Genomic DNA, 17,571 nt, shown 5'->3' on the forward strand with positions numbered 1-17,571 from the left:
ATCGAATGCGACCCGGACGCCTCCTCCTGCTGCTGCTCACTGCGAGCCCACTGCTGTGGGGAGTGACCCCTGAACGGGCGGTCGAGCCGCCCACCCCATTCGAGGCGACGGCCAGTATCACCTCCTCCAGGGCGCCGCTCCCGGCCCCGGTCCACGACGAATCCACCTGCCCCTTCTGCCAGGCTGCGCTCTTCCCGCCCTGCGCCCCAGCATCCACGGCCGTTCTGGTGGCGTCGGCGGATCTGATCCGCCGAGCGGTTCCCCAGCCGGACACCAGCGTCCGTCACGTCGTCCTCACCCGTTCCCCGAGCTCACGAGCCCGACCCATCCTCCGATTCGTTTGATCAGCCGCGTGCCCGCATGGGTGCGCTCTCTTCAACGCATCGGAGTTCGACATGTACGTGCGCGCCCGTCCCACAGCACGTGCAGGAGGTGATCGCCCTGATGAAGGAGCGAAAGATTCCCGTGCTCTTCGCCTCGAACTACTTCGACCGGAACCAGATCCAGCAGGTGGCTCAACGGACCGGCGCCAAGGCGGTCATCGTGCCGGAGAACACCAACGGAGCGCCCGGGGTCAACACCTACTTCGATCTGATGAACGCTTGGGTCGGTGGACTGGCCGCGGCGTTTGGCGGAGGGGCCACCTGATGGATCTCAGCCTCTTTCTCCCGCCACTGGCGGCCTGTCTGGTCATCGTGGCGATTCATTCGTATCTGGGCCTGCATGTCATCGCCCGGGAAGTGATCTTCGTCGACCTCTCGCTGGCCCAGATGGCCGCGCTCGGATCCACGGTGGCCATCCTGGCCGGGAGCCAGTCCGATTCGACCGCCGCGCTCATCTATGCACTCGGCTTCACCACGCTGGGGGCCGCGGTGTTCGCGCTCACCCGCAGCGACGAGGGAGGGCGAGTGCCCCAGGAGGCGATCATCGGCATCGTGTACGTGGTCGCGTCGGCCGCTGCCATTCTGGTGGCCGACCGCACCCCACGAGGCGGCGAGGCGATCAAGGACATCCTGGTCGGGAGCCTGCTCTGGGTGACCTGGCCCACCATCATCCGGCTGGCCGGCATCTACCTGGTGCTCGGGCTCTTCCACTGGGTGCTGCGGAAGCGATTCCTGACCATTTCCTTCCAGCCGGCCACCGCGCTGGCCAACGGCTGGAGCATCCGCTGGTGGGACTTCCTGTTCTATCTCTCCTTCGGCATCGTGATCACCTTCTCGGTGCCGATCGCGGGGGTGCTGCTGGTGTTCTCCTTCCTGGTGGTCCCGGCGGCGATCGCCTTCCAGTTCACCGACCGGCAGGGGGTGCTCGCGGTGATCGCCTGGTTGACCGGCGCCCTCGCCTCGGCGTCGGGGCTTCTGATTTCCTTTCGCTACGACCTGCCCACAGGCCCGATCGTCGTCTGCATGTTCGGAGTGCTGCTGCTGATCGCGTTCGGCGTCCGGAAGGCGCTCGGGCTGCACGCGGTGGCGGAGAGAGAGGCGGTTGAGATGGCCTAGCGAGGGCGGGGCGGCGGAACGCGGGGTTCCCTCTACCTCACCTTCTTCCACCCCGGCATGTACGGCGGCGGCAGGAGCGCCGCTCGGCGGAGCAGCTCCAGGTGTGGCGCCACGATGTCCGCCAGCTGCTGCGCGGCATGCACGTGCAGCTCGCGGAGCAGGGCTGGGGGAGCCGCGGTCAGCAGCAGGGCCCCATGGATTCTGCCGGCGACCCTGAGCGGTACGATCAGCCGCGCCTCGCCGTCCACCAGCGCAAACGCGCCCGGCAGCGCCCCCGCCAGCACCTCGGCCAAGGACGTGCCCGCCACCGGGATCAGGGGAAGATCGGGCAGCGGCCGCCGCTCACCGGGCTCGAGCAACACCACCCGGTCACCTTCGCTCAGCCGGATGGCATAGCGCATCGCGTCGAACGGGAGCAGCCGGCCAGCCAGCTCGGAAACCCGGCACATCGCCTCGCCCATGTCACTGCTGCCCGCCATCACCTCGGCGACCTCGCCGACCAGGAGCTGGGAGACCGTTCCGCCAGCCTCGGGTGGCGTGGGCTCCTCGCCGGCGGACGCGAACAGCGCCACCTGTGCCGCGATGAGCGCGCCCAACCGAACCAGCAGCGCCGCATCCTCGTCGACGTACAGATCGTGACCCACGCTCCCGGCGAGCAGGAACGCGGAGAAGCCGTTGCGACCGGCGATCCGGGCTCCCACGATCGAGCGCGGCTCCCCACCGGCCGGCTCGGTCAAGCTGAAATACCCCCTGGGCCAGCGAGGCTCGCGGTAGGTATCGGGGAGGAGCAGGCGATCCTCCGCGCCGAAGAGCTCATTCACGTCGAGCTCCTGCCGTCCGATGACCAGCGAAGGATCGCCCCACATCGGCCCACCGGCGTGCTCGCCCAGCCGGAAGAAGCGGCCGCGCGGGCCATCCGCCAGGAGTAGCTCGAGGTGGTCGTGCGGCAGCAGCGGCTCCAACGCTCTGCTCAACGCCGCCACATAGCGGTTCGGCGTGCCCGAATCTCCGTTGCTCTGGCCAACCACGTCGAGCAGCGCCGCAATACGCTCCAACTGCCGGGAAGTGGAGCCCGGCACATCCCATTGGCGCGCCAGCCGGCCGAAGAGCGGTGCGAGCCGGTGGGTCGCCAGCCGAAGCGTGACCAGGGCGGCGTCGCCGTACCGGCACGACTGAAGGTCGGCCACCAGCATCAGCCCGACGTCTCGCCGGCCGAAGCGTACGGGCACGGTCACCACGGAGCGGTACCCGGCGTCCCGCACCACCTCTTCCAGGAAGGTCAGCTGGGTCCCGTCGAGCTGAGGAGTCGGCAGAGGCACCGAGAGATCGTCCGCCGCAAGGGCTTGGGGACCGAGGAGCACCGCGCCACCCCGGGTAGGGTAGAGCCAAAGCGCCAGCAGATCATGCGGGACATCGACCGAAAGCGCGCTCGAGAGCGCCTCATGCCAGGTCGCCAGCGCCACCGGATCCCCCAGACCGTCCTCGACCCGGAGGATCGGAACGAGCGGATCGGCCGCCGTTTCGGGCAGCGGAGGCTGGTTGGGTTCGGGGCTGCCCGGAAAGAACATGTCTGCCTTGGAGGCAGGAGGTGTGCCGAGGGCGGAACCCCGGCAAGTCGTTGCCGTCGGAGGGGTTGGCGTCGGATGGAGGGCTCCCGGGGCGCCGCGCTGGCCCACGCCGTCGCGTCCTGCCCGCGTTCGTTGCAGCCTGCTGGCGGCGAAGTGAGGCGGCCACCATAGCTTGACATACCCCTCCCCCCTATGTAGAATCCTCGCGTGTCGTCGCCTTACATCCTGAAGGAGTCCCCATGCGGCACCTGACACTCCATATCGCAGGCATGAGCTGCGGCCACTGCCTCAACGCGGTGAACCAGGCCCTGGCATCGGTGCCAGGGGTGCAGATCGATTCGGTCCGGATCGGCCGAGCGGAGCTGCGGTTCGACGAGTCGATCACCACGCCCGCTCGCATCGAAACGGCCGTGGACAACGCCGGCTACCACGCCAGCAGCACGCCGTCCGAGGCGGGCGCGTAGCGCTCGAGATGGTGATGAGCACCGCTCAGATCGTCGTGACCCTGCTCGGCATCGGCGCCGTCGCCTGGATCAACTGGTACTTCTTCCTTGCCGAGGCGCCGGAGGTGGCGGCCGCGGCGGGGGTGGATGGCCCTCAGCGCGCGCGGATCGAAGTCAAAGGCGGCTACTCGCCCGCGGTGGTGCGGGTTCGTGCCGGCCGGCCGGTGCGGCTCGAGTTCTACCGCGACGAGACCAGCGGGTGCACCGAGGAGGTGGTGCTGCCGGATTTCGGCATTCGTACCTTCCTGCCTCCATACCGGACGACGCCCGTGGAGTTCACGCCAGTGCGTGCCGGCAGCTACGAGTTCACCTGCGGCATGGGGATGGTACGGGGACGGGTCATCGCGGAGGCTCCCGCCGCCGACGGGGGAGAACGGCCATGACGACCGCGGCCCCGAATGCTCCGGACCAGTGCACCATTCCGGTGACCGGGATGACCTGTGCCGCATGCAGCGGGCGGGTGCAGCGCACGCTCGAGCGGACGCCGGGCGTCACCGGCGCCAATGTCAATCTCATGACCGGCAGCGCGACAATCAGGTATGACCGGGGCGCGATCTCCCCGGCAGGACTGGTCGAGGTCATCCGCTCCACCGGCTACGGCGCAGAGCTCCCCTCGCCGGACGCCTCATCCGAAGATCTGCTCGAGGCGCAGGACCAGACCCGCGCCGATGAGGTCCGGGAGCTACGGCGGAAGCTCGCCGTGAGCGCCACTGCCGCCGTACTCGCCATGCTGGTGAGCATGCGATCCGGGGCGAGCATGGGCGGCGGCACCGCCCTCGGACGATACCTCCTGCTCGCCCTCACCATTCCGGTCGTCGGCTGGGCTGGACGCCACTTCTATGCTCGGGCATGGGCCGCGGTTCGGCACCACAGCGCCGACATGAACACGCTCATCGCGGTCGGAACCGGGGCCGCGTTCCTGTACAGTCTCGTGCTGACATTGGCGGGAAGCTGGTTCGCGGCCCATGGGATCGAGCCGCAGGTCTACTTCGAGGCGGTGAGCTGGATCATCGCTCTGGTCCTGCTCGGCAACCTGCTGGAGGCCCGGGCCAAGGGGCAGACCACCGGCGCCATCCGCCGGTTGATCGGACTCCGTCCGGCGACCGCCCGGGTGATCCGCGATGGCGGGGAGGTGGAGATCGGTCTGGCGGAGCTGCGCATCCGGGACGTCGTCGTGGTCCGGCCCGGAGAGAAGCTCCCCGCCGACGGCACCGTGCTCGAGGGCAGCAGCAACGTGGACGAATCGATGCTCACCGGCGAGCCGGTGCCGGTGCCGAAGCGGGCTGGCGACGCGGTCATCGGCGCGACGCTCAACCAGAACGGCGCGTTCCGCTTCCAGGTCGATCGGGTGGGCCAGGACACGGTGCTCTCTCGGATCATTCGCCTGGTGCAGCAGGCCCAGGGATCCAAGGCGCCGATCCAGCGCCTGGCCGACCGGATTTCCGCGATCTTCGTTCCCGTCGTGCTCTCGATCGCGGTCGCAACCTTCGTCATCTGGTTCGACTTCGGTCCCGCTCCCGCGTACCTGCACGGGCTGGTCTCCGCCGTGACGGTGCTGATCATCGCCTGCCCCTGCGCCATGGGCCTGGCCGTGCCGACTGCGGTGATGGTTTCGACCGGCCGCGGCGCCGAGCTCGGGGTGCTGATCAAGGGCGGTGAAGTGCTGGAGCGGAGTCACGCGATCGACACGGTCGTCTTCGACAAGACGGGGACGATCACGGCCGGCCGCCCCGTGGTACGGTCGGTTCTGCTCGCGCCCGGCATCGACCCGGAGCTCGCGGGAGACGAGACCCGCCTGCTCCAGCTCGCCGCGGCGGTGGAGCAGAAGAGCGAGCACCCGTTGGCCGATGCCGTTGTCGCCGAGGCGGAGCGGCGGGGCGCCGCTGCCCTGAGCGCAACCGATTTCGAGAGTCGCACCGGCAGCGGAATCGTGGGCACCGTTCTGGGCCTGCGAGTGGCCGTGGGCAACGCCGCCCTGGTGCGTGAGCTGGGAGCCGATCCGACCGCGCTCGCTGCCCACGCGGACCGCCTGGCCGCGGAGGGAAGCACGCCCGCATTCGTCGTGGTGGATGGTCGGCTCGCCGGTCTGCTTGCCGTCGCCGATCCGGTGAAGCCGACCAGCCGTCAGGCCGTGGCGGTGCTCCAGCGGCTGGGCATCGATACGGTGCTCCTCACCGGCGACGATCGCCGCACCGCGGAGGCCGTGGCCCACGCCGTCGGCATCCGTCGCGTCGTCGCCGAGGTCCTGCCCGACCGCAAGCTGGAGGAGGTCCGCCGGATCCAGGAGCAGGGGAAGGTCGTCGCCATGGTGGGCGATGGCCTCAACGACGCGCCCGCCCTAGCCCAGGCGGACGTGGGTATCGCCATGGGGACCGGCACCGACGTGGCCATCGATGCCGGCGCGATCACCCTCATGCGGGGCGATCCGCTCGGTGCGGTCACCGCGATCGCGCTGGCCCGGCGGACAATGCGGCTCATTCGGCAGAATCTCTTCTGGGCCTTCATCTACAACGTGATCGGCATTCCGGTCGCGGCCGGCGTGTTGTATCCGGTGTTCGGCCTTCGCCTCACTCCCGCGATGGGGGCGGCAGCAATGGCCCTGAGCTCCGTGAGCGTGATCTCCAACAGTCTGCGGCTGCGCCGCTTCTCTCTGCGAGGGGACCTGGTATGAACGACGTCATCGCTCCCTGCGCCTGCGCCGCCCGCCCGGGAGACGGGGCCCACGCCACGGCGGTCGACCCGGAGATCAAGCGTGCCGTCGTCACCCGCCTGCGGCGGATCGAGGGCCAGATCCGGGGTCTTCAGAAGATGGTGGACGAGGAGCGTTACTGCGCCGACGTGCTGATGCAGGTCTCTTCGGTGCAGGAGGCGCTACGGGGCGTGGGTCGGTCGCTGCTGCACAACCACCTGAAGCACTGCGCCACCCAGGCCATTCGCTCGGGCGATCCGGCGCAGGCGGAAGCAATGTACCAGGAGTTGATGGAGCTGATGTCTCGAAGTCTCAGATAGCCAGCGGCTCGGCCGCGACCCGCGCCATGTCTCGAGCCACGGTGCGGGCGGCTCCCAGCAGCACCAGGCCGCCCGCGAGCGCCACCCCGGGCAGGACCAGCACCGCACGGTCCAGGCCGAAGCGGTCGGACAGCGCACCGACCAGGGGAAACGCCACCGTGTCGCCCACCAGGTGGATGAAGCAGAGGTAGGCGCCTGCCACCGTCGCGGTGATCCGGGCCGGCACCACGTCGAAGATCACCGCCGCGATGGGGCCGTTGTACCAGGAGATGAAGAAGAACGCCGCGCAGAACACCGGCACGAATACGGCCAGATCGCGCACCGTGAGCAGCCAGACGGTGAGCGGCGCGCCCAGCAGCAGCCCGATCGAGATCGTCAGCACCCGCCCCGTCTTGGTGTAGCGTCGAAGCCAGTCGGCGACCACTCCCCCGCAGAGCGCGCCGGCGATGCCCGCCACGAGACCCCAGGTCCCCAGCAGCGTCGCCGCCTCGGTCACCTGGAGTCCGAGCTCCCGGGCCATGAAGGTCGGTGCCCAGCCGACCAGACCGTTGACCCCGAAGGAAATGAGCGCACCGCCCAGGAAGACGTACACCAGCGTCGGCGTGCGCAGCACCGCCGCGAGCGAGGCGGCCAGATCGCCGAACACCCGGACCAGCGCACTCGGCCCTTCGGCGGGCGCGCGCGCGAAGTGCCGGACCCATACTCTGATGTTGAAGGCGAGCCCGATGGCCACGGCCGCCCCGAACGCGGCGACGTCGACCTTGGAGTCCGCCCCCGACACGCGATCGAGCTGGAAGGCAAGCAGGCCACCGACGGCGACACCGCTCAGCAGTGGTGCGAAGTGGCGCATGATAGCCATGAGCCCCACCTCAAGCTCATCCAGGGCGGCCTTGAGCGACACCATCCGGGGACGCCGAACCGGATCCCGCAGTCTGATGGTCAAGGAGGCCAGAGCGAAGCCCGGTAGGCTCACGGCGAAGAGGGCGGTCCGCCAATCATAGGCGGCCTCGAGGCGGCCGCCGAGCCAGATCCCCAGCACGCCGCCCAGCGTGATTCCGGCCGAGAGGATGCCCATGGCCACGGCGCGACCGCGGGAGGGGAAGTAATCCGCCGCCAGCGACTGGGCCGCGGCGCCAAACGCCGCCCCGCCCGCCCCCACCAGCGCCCGTGCGAGGAGCAGTCCCCCGAAGCTGTCGGCGAACCCGCTCGCGAGCGTGCAGGCGCTCCACAGCAGCACGCCGCCGGTGATGACCCCGCGGCGGGAGCGCAGGTCACTGAGCACGCCGAATGGCAGCGCCGCCAGCGCAAACACCAGCACGTACGACGAGGCCAGCCAGCCGAGTTGGGCGTCGGAGATGTGCAGGTCCCGCTTGATCGGCTCGAACAACGCGAAGACGATGTTGCGGTTGACGAAGCTCAGCAGGTTGGTCAGCGCGAGGAGGCCGAGGGCGTACCGGCTGTAGGCGGACGACGGCGGGTTGAGCGGCGGGGTCACCGCCGCGCCACGGTCTCGGCCCCGCCGGCGCCCGGGTGCATGTGGCTCAGCGACTCGTCCGCACGCTGATCGCGGAAGGCCAGGGCGGCCCGGTACTCGTCGATCAGCCGGTCCATCATCTCCTGGCGCCGGGCGAACAGGCGCTTGAGCGGGCGGGCTTCGCGCCGCTCCTTGGCATAGGCGGTGAGGAGCGGCAGCGCGATGGAATTGTCGCTGTACACCACGACCGTCCCGGGGAGCTGGTCGGGGTCGATCTTTCCCCAGCTCACGGCCTCGGCGGGCGTGGCGCCGGAGAGACCTCCGGTGTCCGGCCGGGCATCGGTCATCTGGAGGAAGTAGTCGTGCCCCCGCTCGTCGATCCCCAGCACCTCCTGGATCTGGGGCTCGGTCTGCAGCATGAAGTTCTTGGGGCTGCCACCGCCGACGATGAGCACTCCGCTCTTCCCGCCTGAGCGCTTGGCCTCGAGCACGATGCTGGCGGTCTCGTTGACGTCGGCGCTCACGTCAAAGCGGAGCTTGCTTCCCGCCAGGGCCTGCTCGGCCACGTTCATGCCGATCGAGCTGTCGCCGGGCGAGCTGGTATACAGCGGCACCTGCAGGTCGTGCGCAGCCGAAAGGACCGAGCGGCGAGTGAGCCCCAGGGCCTTCTCCCGCTCCCGGACGTACCCGCCCAGCAGGTAGTGGTACTCGGCGCTGCTCATCGGCCGCTGGAACTCCTCCCGCGCGGACACGTCGCGGATGAACGCATCGGTGGAGAGCAGCACGTGATAGTCGAAGAAGATATCGTAGATCCGCACGACGCCCTTGTCGCGCAGCTCGACGTCGTTCGCGTTGGGGGTGCCGCGATGCATCGCCAGTCCGAGCGCGAAGTGCGCGTCGTGATACAGGTTGGCCCCGGTGGAGATGATCCAGTCGACGAAGCCCGACTCCATGAGCGGGATGAGGCAGCTCATGCCCAGTCCCGCGGGTGTCATGGCGCCAGTGAGGGTCATGCCGACGGTGACATCCGGCTCGAGCATCCGCTGCACGAAGAGCTGGCAGCCTTCCCGCAGGCGGCCGGCGTTGTAGGCCAGGAATGCGTCGTCGATCAGGCCCGCCACCGTTTCCCGCCCGGAGATCGCGGCCGGCTCGATGCGCTGCCCCCGAAGGTACGGAGCCGAAGGACGAGTCATACGATCATCCTATGATCCGCGCGGCGGGATCTCCCGGCTTCTCCGAGCGCGCCTCGATGACCAGCCGGGCCGCCTCCGCGGGATCGTCCGTCACGCTGAAGAGGAACAGGTCGGTGGCGTTGATCTTCCGCTGTTCCGCCACCGTGCGCGTCAGCCACTCGATCAGGCCGCCCCAGTAGGCGCTGCCGAAGAGGATCACCGGGAAGTGCTTCACCTTTCCCGTCTGGATCAGGGTCAGCGCCTCGAACAGCTCGTCCAGCGTGCCGTAGCCGCCGGGAAAGACGATGAACGCGGTGGCGTACTTCACGAACATCGTCTTCCGCACGAAGAAGAACTTGAAGTTGAGGCTCCGGCTGAGATAGGCGTTGGAGCCTTGCTCGAACGGCAGCTCGATGTTGCAGCCGATCGAGAGTCCGCCGCCCTCCTTTGCGCCCCGGTTGGCTGCTTCCATGATTCCCGGGCCGCCGCCGGTGAGCACTGGAATCCCCGCCCGGGCCAGCAGCCGCGCGGTCTCCACCGCCTGCTGGTAGTGTGGATCGGTGGCCGGAGTCCGGGCGGAGCCGAAGATGGTGACCCCGTCGCTCACGTCGGCCAGATTGTCGAAGCCCCACACGAACTCTCCCATGATCCGGAGCACCCGCCAGGAGTCGGAGCGCAGGAAGAGCGCCTCCGGCCGCTGCGGGGGCGGGCTCTCGAGCAGCTGCTCGTCTTCCGTGGGCAGCTTCTTGTCGTCCATGTGCCGGTAGGGGCTATTGGTCATGGGTCAGACGCTCGATCGCGGCGCGGTGGTCATCGCGCACGTTGTAGAAGTAGGGGGAGATCCGGACGTGCCCCGGACGGGCGTCGGAGACGATGCGCGCCTCCGCCAGCCGGCGGACGTCCCGGGCCGGGTCCGCGCTCGGCAGCATGACGATGGCGGACCGCTCCTCTCGAGAAGATGCCACCTGGGGCTGGAGACCCGCGGCGCGGGCCTGATCGATCAGGTCCTCCGCCAGGGCCATGGTGAGGCGGCGGATCTCCACCACGCCGATCTCCTCGATCAGGTCCAAGCCCCCCAGCTGCGCGTAGACCGGCAGCAGGGCAGGCGTTCCGGTCTCGAGCCGGCGGGCGTCGGCGTGCAGCTCCAGTCCGCGCGGATCGAAGTTGAACTGCTGCCGGTGCGAGAACCATCCGGCCGAGCGAGGCGCCAGCGTCGGGAGCAGCTCGGGTCTGGCGTAGAGAAACGCGACGCCGGTGCCGCCCAGCAGCCACTTGAGGCCGCCACCGCAATAGAAGTCGACGTCCAGGGCCCGCACGTCGACCGGAAGCTGGCCCGCCGCCTGGTACCCATCGATCAGCAGCAGCGCGCCTCGGCGGTGGGCCACCTCGGACAGGGCGCGTACATCCTGGATGGCGCCGCTGGTGAAGAACACGTGGCTGGTGGCCACCAGCGCGGTGCGGTCATCGACGGCCCGGGCGATGGCCTCGACCGGCACACCGATCCCATCGGGGCTCTCCACCACCACCAGCTCCACTCCCGCGCTCCTTCGGGCCAGCCACTGGTAGGCCACCGTGGGGAAATCGAGCGCGGTCACCACCACCTTGGGGCGGCGGCCATACTCCAGCGACTGCGCCACCGCGGTGAGCGCGCTCGAGATGCTGGGATGCAGCGCCACGGCGCCGTCCGCCGCCCCGATCAGGTGTCCGTAGCGACTCCGGAGCTCCGCCAGAGCCGCCCACCAGATGTCGTACCAGGCGGCCGCGCCGCGGCCCTCCCAGAGGTCGAGAAACTCCTCGACCTTGGCGCGCGACCGGCGGGACAGCGCGCCCAGCGAGCAGCTGTTGAGGTAGATGGAGTGGCGGAAGATGGGGAATTCCGCCCGGTAGTCCCGGGGAGGAGCGGGGGCGGCGGTGGCCATAGCGAGCCCAATATAACCGACCATGGGCCCGCGGCAGCACCCGCCGCATGAGGGTGGATGTATTATGCAGCATGTTCGCCCCTCACGTCGCCGGGAATGCGGCGCCGAGCTATCGGGGGTCGTGGTGGAGGCTTGTCGCGCGGCTGTCGGTGAGCGCCCTGCTGCGCCCGCGCCTGGCGCTCGACCTCGTGGCCACCGCCTGGGCCTTTCGCCGGCGTCGGTGGTGGGCGCGGCCGCCATTCCTGCCGCTCCCCGATCGGAAGTATCTGCGCTGGCGGATGTATACGGCGTATGCCGACGAGGAGGCCGTCCCGCCGGCCGAGGACGTAGTGCGCTTCGCCACGTGGCGGCGCGAGACCATGGGTCTGTAACCTGAGGAGTGCGCGGTGATCGGAGCTCCGGAGAAGACTGGATTGCCCCATCTGGTCATCGTGGGAGGCGGGTTCGCCGGATTGTACGCCGCCAAGGCGCTGAGCAAGGCGCCCCTGCGGGTGACGCTGGTGGACCGGCACAATCATCACCTGTTCCAGCCGATGCTCTACCAGGTGGCAACGGCGGGTCTCAACCCCAGCGACATCGCCTCGCCCATCCGGTCGATCCTGCGGCGCTCCAGGAACACCGAGGTGCTGTTGGCGGAGGTCGATGCCGTCGACCCCGCGGCCCGCCGGATCCACCTGACCGATGGCGACAGCCTCGCCTACGACTATCTGATCGTCGCCACCGGCGCGCGCCATTCCTATTTCGGCCACGACGCGTGGGAGCCGCTCGCCCCCGGGCTCAAGAGCCTGGAAGATGCGCTGGAGATCCGCCGACGGGTGCTGCTGGCCTTCGAGCGAGCGGAGCGGGAGACCGACTCGGTCCGGCGGCATGCCTATCTCACGTTCGTGATCGTGGGGGGCGGACCAACCGGCGTCGAGATGGCCGGGGCCGTGGCGGAGATTCGCCGCTATGCGCTGCGCCGGGACTTCCGCCGGATCGATCCGGGTGAGGCCACCGTCATGCTGCTCGAGGGCGGCCCCCGATTGCTGCCCTCTTACCCTCCGAGCCTGAGCGAGCAGGCGAAGCTCAAGCTGCGCCGGCTGGGTGTGGAGGTGCGCACCGAAACCCTGGTGACCGATATCCGTCCGGGCTCGGTGGGTGCCGCGGGCTGGACCATCCCCACTCAGACCGTCATCTGGGCCGCCGGCAACACCGCCAGTCCCCTGCTCACGAGCCTGGGTACGCCGCTCGACCGGATGGGACGCGCGCTGGTCGAGCCGGACTGCTCCATCCCGGGCCATCCCGAAGTCTTCGTGCTGGGCGACGCCGCCGCGTTCGAGCACCAGACCGGCGGCACCCTTCCCGGCATCTGCCCCGTAGCCATTCAGATGGGGGTCTACGCGGCGCGTACGATCGAGGGCGATCTCGCCGGCCGGCCCCGCCGCGCATTCCACTACTGGGACAAGGGTCAGCTGGCGGTGATCGGCCGGGGCCAGGCGGTGGCGGACATTTGGAAGCTCCACTTCGGCGGATTCGTCGCTTGGCTAACCTGGATCTTCGTGCACATCTTTTTCCTGATCGGATTCCGCAACCGGATCCTGGTTCTGCTCCAATGGGGCTGGTCGTACGCGACCTACAGCCGCGGCGCTCGGCTGATCACCGGCGAGGCGCGCATGCCCGCCGTGCCGCTCAGAGCGGTTGGAATGCCCGGCGCATCGCCGTGACTCTCTCGTCCTCCGTCAAGGCCCGCGCCGCCGAGCTGGGTTTTCTGGCGTGCGGGATCACCGATACTCGTCCGCTCGCGCACGGCGACCGACTGGACGACTGGCTGGCCCGCGGCTACGCCGGCACCATGCGGTATCTCCATCGGCAGGCGAGACGCCGCAAGCAGCCCGCCCTGATCGTCCCGGACGCGCTCGCGATCGTGGTCGTGTTGGAGAACTATTACCAGCCTGACGACACCGCTGATCGCCTCGCGCCCCGGGTGGCGAAGTACGCTCGGGGGGAAGACTATCATCACGTGACCGGCCGGCGGCTCGACAGCCTGGCGGAGTACCTCCGGGAGCTGGGCGCGCGAGTGGCCCGTTCTTACGTCGACGCCGGCCCGGTGCCCGAGCGGGAGCTGGCCCAACGCGCGGGACTCGGATGGATCGGCAAGAACAGCATGCTGATCCGCCCGGAGACAGGGTCGTTCTTCTTCATCGGCACCATCTTCACCGATCTCCCGCTGCAGCCCGACCAGCCCTTCGAGCCGGACCATTGCGGCAGCTGTACCCGCTGCCTCGAGGCCTGCCCCACGGACGCGTTGGTGGAGCCTGGGGTGCTGGATGCGACCCGGTGCATCTCCTATCTCACGATCGAGTACCGCGGGGAGATCCCAACCGCGCTGGCGGAGCGGTTCGAGGGCTACGCCTTCGGCTGCGACATCTGCAACGACGTCTGTCCCTGGAATCAGCGATTCGCCGTGGCCACTTCGATCCCCGAGCTTCGCTCGCAGCACCGGCTGGCGGGAGTTGGGCCAGAGTTCTTCGACCAGATGGACGAGGAGGAGTTCTCCCGCCGCTTCGGCCAGACTGCGCTCGCGCGCCCCGGACTCGTGGGCATGCGGCGGAATATTCAGGCGGCGCTCGCCTCGGAGCGCGGCGGCACGACGACCGAACACGGCGAGCGGGGATGAGCGATCTCACCTATTACGGCCGGCTGCTCGACTACGATCATTGGGCCAACCGCGAGACTCTTCGGCATCTGCGCGAGAGCGCCGAGGCGCCGCCGTTCGCGGTACGGTGGATGGCCCACATCATCGGCTCCGAGTATCTCTGGCTGGCTCGCCTGCGGGAGGAGGCGCCGACCCTGCCCGTCTGGCCCGATTTGGACCTCGACGCCTGCGCTGCCGGGCTTGCCGAGCTCGAGCCCGCCTGGGCGCAGTGGCTGGACGCCCTCGAGCCCGAAACCCTGGGCGAGGGGGTCGGGTACCGTAACACAAAGGGCGAGTTCTGGACCAGCACCATGGGTGACATCCTGACCCATGTGATTCTCCATTCTTCCTATCACCGCGGGCAGATCGCTTCGGCGATGCGGGCGGGCGGAGAGAATCCCGCGTACACCGACTTCATTCACGCCGTGCGCCAGGGTCTGGTCGAGTGACCTCGGGGGGTGCAGGTCCGCTGCTCGTGGGTCTGGGTACCTGTCTGATAGTCGTCGGGCTGCTGGTCTGGTCGGGGGCACTCGACTGGTTTGGCCGGCTGCCGGGCGATATTCGGATCGAGCGGGAAGGCGTGCGGATCTATGTCCCGCTGGTCTCGATGCTGCTCCTCTCCGCCACCCTGAGTCTCCTGCTCTACCTGCTGCGCCGGTTCCGCTGACACAGCCGGTGCGCGCTGGCGCCCGGGTATCGTCTCCTTGGACGTGCTCGGCCGGGACCAGCCAGCGTGACGACGAGAACCAAAGCCTTCGCGGTCTTCCTCGCCTGGACCCTGGTGGCCCTGGTGGGGCTGTGCCAGTGGTACCTTCTGCGGGTCTCCGCCGGAGTGCCTCTCCAGTGGGGCGGTTTCCTCGCCGGAACGCTCCAGAGCTGCTGGCTCTGGGCCGCCTTCACCCCGGCCATCGTCGCCCTGGCGCGCCGGTTTCGGCTGGAGCGCGGCGCCTGGACCCGGAACCTCCTGCTCCACTTCGGGCTCAGCCTCGGGTTCGGGTTCCTCGATACCCTGGTGGGCGAGGGGGTCGCCCACCTGCTTCCCTTCGGGACGCCACGACCCCTGCTTATCGCCTTCCTCGGCCAGTCGTTCCTCGAGATCTTCAGTTACTTCGCCGTCGTGGCCATCGCCCACGCCGTGGACTACTATGCCCTCTTTCATGAGCGGCAGGTGGCCGCCTCGCGCCTGGAAGCGCAGCTGCTGAGCGCCCAACTCCAATCGCTGGAGATGCAGCTCCGGCCGCACTTCCTCTTCAACACGCTCCATACCGTCGCGTCGCTGGTTCGAACCGGTCGGAAGCCGGACGCCGTGCGGATGATCGCCGGATTGAGCGACCTGCTCCGCGCTTCGTTGCGACCCGACGCCGCGGCGGAAGTGCCCCTTCGGGAGGAGCTGGCGTTCGTGCAGCGCTACCTGGAGATCGAGCGGATCCGCTTCCAGGACCGGCTCCGCACCAGGATCTCCGCAGGTCCGGAGGTCCTCGATGCGCTCGTCCCCAGCCTCATTCTGCAGCCCCTGGTAGAGAACGCGATCCGCCACGGGATCGAGCGCCGGGCTGCCCCCGGAGAGATCATACTCGAGGCCGTTCGCCAGAATGGAACGCTCTGTCTTCGTGTGCAAGACTCCAGTTCGGGCGCGTCCATCGTGTCGCCGGGCAGGTCGGGGGGAGGCATCGGACTGAGCAACACGCAGGCCCGCCTGCGGCACCTCTACGGTCACCGGCAACACTTCGAGTTGGCGGCCGCCGCTCAAGGCGGCACGGTGGCCCGGATCGAGCTCCCGTTTCATCGAGAGCCGGTGAACCATGGACGACCCGCAAGCTCCTGATCGGCTGACCGCGCTGATTGTGGACGACGAGGCGCTGGCCCGCGCATCGCTCCGCGGCCTGCTGGGGCAGGATCCCGAGATCGAGCTCATCGGCGAATGCCGTGACGGTATCGCGGCCGCCGCACTGATCGCGGCACGAATCCCCGACATTCTCTTTCTGGATGTCCAGATGCCGGAGGTGGACGGCTTCGAGGTGCTCCGCCGAATCGGGCAGGCCGGGATCCCCGCGGTCGTCCTGGTCACCGCCTTCGATGAGTACGCGCTCCAGGCGTTCGAGGCGGAAGCTCTGGATTACCTGCTGAAGCCGTTCGATGATGCCCGCTTCCACCGGAGCCTCTCTCGGGCCAAGAGCCGGGTGCGGGAGCGGCGGATGAACCGGCTCACCCGCCGGCTGATCGCCGCCTTCGGGGCGCCGGCCGCCCGCGACACCCCCGCCGATCCCCCGCCGACCTACGCGGAGCGGCTCGCGCTCAAGAACGACGGCCGCATCTCGTTCCTCCCGGTGGGCGAGGTCGACTGGATCGAAGCGGCCGACTACTGCGTCCGGGTACACGCGGACGGGCGCTTCCACCTGCTCCGCGAGTCCATGCGCGAGCTCGAGGCCCGACTCGACCCGCGGCGCTTCTTCCGGGTGCATCGTTCCGCCATCGTCAACGTCTCCCGTATCCGCGAGCTCCAGCCGTACTTCCACGGTGAGTTCGTGCTGGTCATGCAGGACGGCGCCCGGCTCAAGCTGAGCCGGGGCCGGCGGGAACAGCTCACCACATTGCTTGGTCTCTCCGCCTGACGCTCGGCCTCTCCAATGGCGCATCTGGCCACGAGTTTGACGCAGTTCGCTGCAAATCGATTTCTCTTCGGGCGCTGCCGAGGCAGCGTGGTCGCTGGGGACATCTGTCCTCGATCGAGCGACTACTCCAGGAGGAATCATGCGAACGATCGGCTGGGTGATGATGATCGCCATCGGTGCGGGAGCGTGCGCGGACCCGCAGGGAGTGCAGGACGTGCAATCCGGTACACCAGCGGCATCTCCGGCACTCGCCCGGGGAGCCGGGATCGACATTCAGGCGGAGCGGGCGGCCCTTTTCGCGGCGGACCAGGCCTTCGGCGCAGGGCTGGCCGCTCCCAACCTGACGGCTGGCGTGCTCGCGGGCCTGGCGGACAATGCCTATCTGCTCTTCCCGGGAGAGAACCTGGCCCAGGGACATGCCGCCGCCGAGGCCATCTTCACGGCGAACTTCGACGCCGGGTCGGCGTTCGTGTGGCAGCCCGCGCTGGCGGATGTGTCCGCCGATGGGGAGATCGGCTACAGCTTCGGCGCGTTCGAATTCACCGATGACGGCGCGCACGTCTTCTGGGGCAAGTACATCAGCGCCTGGCGGAAACAGAGCGACGGGCGCTGGCAGATCGAGGCGCTCAGCCTCTCCTTCTACCGAAACCCGGCCGGAGCGCTGCCGGCCAACTTTCCCCACCCGTTGGACAACGGCCGGGGACCGTTTACCCCGGTGGACGTGCCGGCTGAAGAGCAGGCGCTGCTGGGCGTGGATGCCGCCTTCTCGCAGGCGTCGGTGGATCTCGGCCAGGCCGAAGCATTCAAGCTCTACGCCGATCCCCACGCCATTGTGCTCGGCAATCCCGATTTTGTCATCGGACGGAAGGCGATCTTCGAGTCACGGCAGGGCGGTGCTCCCGGAACGGTGTTGAGCTGGACACCCCAGATCGCGGAGGTGGGGCCGCTCGGTGACCTCGGCTTTACTATCGGCACCTATCTCTTCACCGCACCGGGCGTGGCGTCGAACGGCAAATACCTTACGATCTGGCGCAAATCCGCCAGCGGGACGTGGCGGTTCGTGCAGGATGGCGGCAGCGTCAGTCCGCCACCGGCCGCGCAGTAACGGCGACCGGCGGGTGCCCGGTGCGGCGCGCGGCCC

20 protein-coding genes are annotated in these 17,571 nt (G+C 68.9%); 15 read left to right on the top strand and 5 right to left on the bottom strand.

Features of this window, described 5'->3' with window-relative positions; all coding sequences use genetic code 11:
* Positions 1 to 5 precede the first annotated feature (5 nt).
* Genes VHR41_11495 through VHR41_11505 form a run of 3 tightly spaced genes read left to right on the top strand, consistent with a single transcriptional unit; the run spans position 6 to position 1,499 of the window.
* On the top strand, positions 6 to 344 hold the full coding sequence (locus VHR41_11495; GenBank protein ID HEX3234813.1) for a hypothetical protein: 339 nt from the start codon (positions 6 to 8) through the stop codon (positions 342 to 344).
* A gap of 16 nt (positions 345 to 360) precedes the next feature.
* Positions 361 to 648, top strand: a complete 288-nt coding sequence (locus tag VHR41_11500) for a zinc ABC transporter substrate-binding protein (GenBank protein HEX3234814.1) — start codon at positions 361 to 363, stop codon at positions 646 to 648.
* Positions 648 to 1,499, top strand: a complete 852-nt coding sequence (locus VHR41_11505) for an iron chelate uptake ABC transporter family permease subunit (GenBank protein HEX3234815.1) — start codon at positions 648 to 650, stop codon at positions 1,497 to 1,499. Before VHR41_11500 ends, VHR41_11505 begins: the two co-directional genes overlap by 1 nt.
* Positions 1,500 to 1,531: 32 nt before the next feature.
* Here VHR41_11505 and VHR41_11510 read toward each other — a convergent pair whose 3' ends face one another.
* Positions 1,532 to 3,067 carry a hypothetical protein gene (locus VHR41_11510; GenBank protein HEX3234816.1) on the bottom strand — a complete coding sequence of 512 codons (1,536 nt, stop codon included), beginning with the start codon at positions 3,065 to 3,067 and terminating at the stop codon, positions 1,532 to 1,534.
* 239 nt (positions 3,068 to 3,306) lie between these two features.
* On the opposite strand from VHR41_11510, the gene VHR41_11515 reads away from it, so the two are divergent.
* The 4 genes from VHR41_11515 to VHR41_11530 are packed head-to-tail and all read left to right on the top strand — an operon-like array spanning position 3,307 to position 6,579.
* Positions 3,307 to 3,531: a cation transporter gene (locus tag VHR41_11515; GenBank protein ID HEX3234817.1), complete on the top strand. Its 225-nt coding sequence runs from the start codon at positions 3,307 to 3,309 to the stop codon at positions 3,529 to 3,531.
* A gap of 14 nt (positions 3,532 to 3,545) precedes the next feature.
* On the top strand, positions 3,546 to 3,953 hold the full coding sequence (locus VHR41_11520; protein ID HEX3234818.1) for a cupredoxin domain-containing protein: 408 nt from the start codon (positions 3,546 to 3,548) through the stop codon (positions 3,951 to 3,953).
* Positions 3,950 to 6,241 (top strand): heavy metal translocating P-type ATPase, encoded by a 2,292-nt coding sequence (locus VHR41_11525; GenBank protein ID HEX3234819.1) that lies wholly within the window; start codon positions 3,950 to 3,952, stop codon positions 6,239 to 6,241. Before VHR41_11520 ends, VHR41_11525 begins: the two co-directional genes overlap by 4 nt.
* The gene (locus VHR41_11530; protein ID HEX3234820.1) at positions 6,238 to 6,579 is read left to right on the top strand and encodes a metal-sensitive transcriptional regulator; all 342 of its coding nucleotides are present in this window, start codon (positions 6,238 to 6,240) and stop codon (positions 6,577 to 6,579) included. The genes VHR41_11525 and VHR41_11530 overlap by 4 nt, the downstream gene beginning before the upstream one ends.
* On the opposite strand, the gene VHR41_11535 is transcribed toward VHR41_11530, so the two are convergent.
* The 4 genes from VHR41_11535 to VHR41_11550 are packed head-to-tail and all read right to left on the bottom strand — an operon-like array spanning position 6,572 to position 11,144.
* On the bottom strand, positions 6,572 to 8,074 hold the full coding sequence (locus VHR41_11535) for an MFS transporter (GenBank protein HEX3234821.1): 1,503 nt from the start codon (positions 8,072 to 8,074) through the stop codon (positions 6,572 to 6,574). The two genes, VHR41_11530 and VHR41_11535, sit on opposite strands and share 8 nt — an antisense overlap.
* The gene (gene speY, locus VHR41_11540; protein HEX3234822.1) at positions 8,071 to 9,246 is read right to left on the bottom strand and encodes a deoxyhypusine synthase; all 1,176 of its coding nucleotides are present in this window, start codon (positions 9,244 to 9,246) and stop codon (positions 8,071 to 8,073) included. Before speY ends, VHR41_11535 begins: the two co-directional genes overlap by 4 nt.
* 4 nt (positions 9,247 to 9,250) lie before the next feature.
* A complete protein-coding gene (locus VHR41_11545) occupies positions 9,251 to 10,006 on the bottom strand; it encodes a TIGR00730 family Rossman fold protein (GenBank protein HEX3234823.1) in 756 nt (251 codons plus the stop codon).
* Entirely contained in the window at positions 9,996 to 11,144 is a 1,149-nt protein-coding gene (locus tag VHR41_11550) for an aminotransferase class V-fold PLP-dependent enzyme (protein ID HEX3234824.1), read from the bottom strand. Before VHR41_11550 ends, VHR41_11545 begins: the two co-directional genes overlap by 11 nt.
* A 71-nt stretch (positions 11,145 to 11,215) precedes the next feature.
* Between VHR41_11550 and VHR41_11555 the strand changes: the two genes are divergently transcribed.
* The 8 genes from VHR41_11555 (at position 11,216) to VHR41_11590 (ending at position 17,535) form a co-directional block, all read left to right on the top strand.
* Positions 11,216 to 11,515, top strand: coding sequence for a hypothetical protein (locus VHR41_11555; GenBank protein ID HEX3234825.1), 300 nt, complete (start codon positions 11,216 to 11,218; stop codon positions 11,513 to 11,515).
* Between the two features lie 15 nt (positions 11,516 to 11,530).
* Positions 11,531 to 12,847: an NAD(P)/FAD-dependent oxidoreductase gene (locus VHR41_11560; protein ID HEX3234826.1), complete on the top strand. Its 1,317-nt coding sequence runs from the start codon at positions 11,531 to 11,533 to the stop codon at positions 12,845 to 12,847.
* Positions 12,844 to 13,800, top strand: a complete 957-nt coding sequence (gene queG / locus VHR41_11565; protein HEX3234827.1) for a tRNA epoxyqueuosine(34) reductase QueG — start codon at positions 12,844 to 12,846, stop codon at positions 13,798 to 13,800. The genes VHR41_11560 and queG overlap by 4 nt, the downstream gene beginning before the upstream one ends.
* Positions 13,797 to 14,267, top strand: a complete 471-nt coding sequence (locus VHR41_11570) for a DinB family protein (GenBank protein ID HEX3234828.1) — start codon at positions 13,797 to 13,799, stop codon at positions 14,265 to 14,267. Before queG ends, VHR41_11570 begins: the two co-directional genes overlap by 4 nt.
* 26 nt (positions 14,268 to 14,293) lie before the next feature.
* Positions 14,294 to 14,485: a DUF2905 domain-containing protein gene (locus VHR41_11575; GenBank protein ID HEX3234829.1), complete on the top strand. Its 192-nt coding sequence runs from the start codon at positions 14,294 to 14,296 to the stop codon at positions 14,483 to 14,485.
* Positions 14,486 to 14,551: 66 nt separating this feature from the next.
* A complete protein-coding gene (locus tag VHR41_11580; GenBank protein ID HEX3234830.1) occupies positions 14,552 to 15,643 on the top strand; it encodes a histidine kinase in 1,092 nt (363 codons plus the stop codon).
* A complete protein-coding gene (locus tag VHR41_11585) occupies positions 15,621 to 16,430 on the top strand; it encodes a LytTR family DNA-binding domain-containing protein (GenBank protein HEX3234831.1) in 810 nt (269 codons plus the stop codon). Before VHR41_11580 ends, VHR41_11585 begins: the two co-directional genes overlap by 23 nt.
* Positions 16,431 to 16,569: 139 nt before the next feature.
* Positions 16,570 to 17,535, top strand: coding sequence for a DUF4440 domain-containing protein (locus VHR41_11590; GenBank protein ID HEX3234832.1), 966 nt, complete (start codon positions 16,570 to 16,572; stop codon positions 17,533 to 17,535).
* The last annotated feature ends 36 nt before the right edge of the window (positions 17,536 to 17,571 follow it).

Source organism: Gemmatimonadales bacterium (genome assembly GCA_036265815.1).
In the GTDB taxonomy this organism is placed as follows: domain Bacteria; phylum Gemmatimonadota; class Gemmatimonadetes; order Gemmatimonadales; family GWC2-71-9; genus CAVVWJ01.

Coding starts and splice junctions, on each gene's coding strand:
- VHR41_11525 (HEX3234819.1), top strand. CDS start 3,950: ATGACGACCGCGGCCCCGAATGCTCCGGACCAGTGCACCATTCCGGTG.
- VHR41_11570 (HEX3234828.1), top strand. CDS start 13,797: ATGAGCGATCTCACCTATTACGGCCGGCTGCTCGACTACGATCATTGG.
- VHR41_11500 (HEX3234814.1), top strand. CDS start 361: ATGGGTGCGCTCTCTTCAACGCATCGGAGTTCGACATGTACGTGCGCG.
- VHR41_11520 (HEX3234818.1), top strand. CDS start 3,546: ATGAGCACCGCTCAGATCGTCGTGACCCTGCTCGGCATCGGCGCCGTC.
- VHR41_11545 (HEX3234823.1), bottom strand. CDS start 10,006: ATGACCAATAGCCCCTACCGGCACATGGACGACAAGAAGCTGCCCACG.
- VHR41_11515 (HEX3234817.1), top strand. CDS start 3,307: ATGCGGCACCTGACACTCCATATCGCAGGCATGAGCTGCGGCCACTGC.
- VHR41_11590 (HEX3234832.1), top strand. CDS start 16,570: ATGCGAACGATCGGCTGGGTGATGATGATCGCCATCGGTGCGGGAGCG.
- VHR41_11510 (HEX3234816.1), bottom strand. CDS start 3,067: ATGTTCTTTCCGGGCAGCCCCGAACCCAACCAGCCTCCGCTGCCCGAA.
- VHR41_11495 (HEX3234813.1), top strand. CDS start 6: ATGCGACCCGGACGCCTCCTCCTGCTGCTGCTCACTGCGAGCCCACTG.
- speY (HEX3234822.1), bottom strand. CDS start 9,246: ATGACTCGTCCTTCGGCTCCGTACCTTCGGGGGCAGCGCATCGAGCCG.
- VHR41_11585 (HEX3234831.1), top strand. CDS start 15,621: ATGGACGACCCGCAAGCTCCTGATCGGCTGACCGCGCTGATTGTGGAC.
- VHR41_11505 (HEX3234815.1), top strand. CDS start 648: ATGGATCTCAGCCTCTTTCTCCCGCCACTGGCGGCCTGTCTGGTCATC.
- VHR41_11550 (HEX3234824.1), bottom strand. CDS start 11,144: ATGGCCACCGCCGCCCCCGCTCCTCCCCGGGACTACCGGGCGGAATTC.
- VHR41_11530 (HEX3234820.1), top strand. CDS start 6,238: ATGAACGACGTCATCGCTCCCTGCGCCTGCGCCGCCCGCCCGGGAGAC.
- VHR41_11555 (HEX3234825.1), top strand. CDS start 11,216: ATGTTCGCCCCTCACGTCGCCGGGAATGCGGCGCCGAGCTATCGGGGG.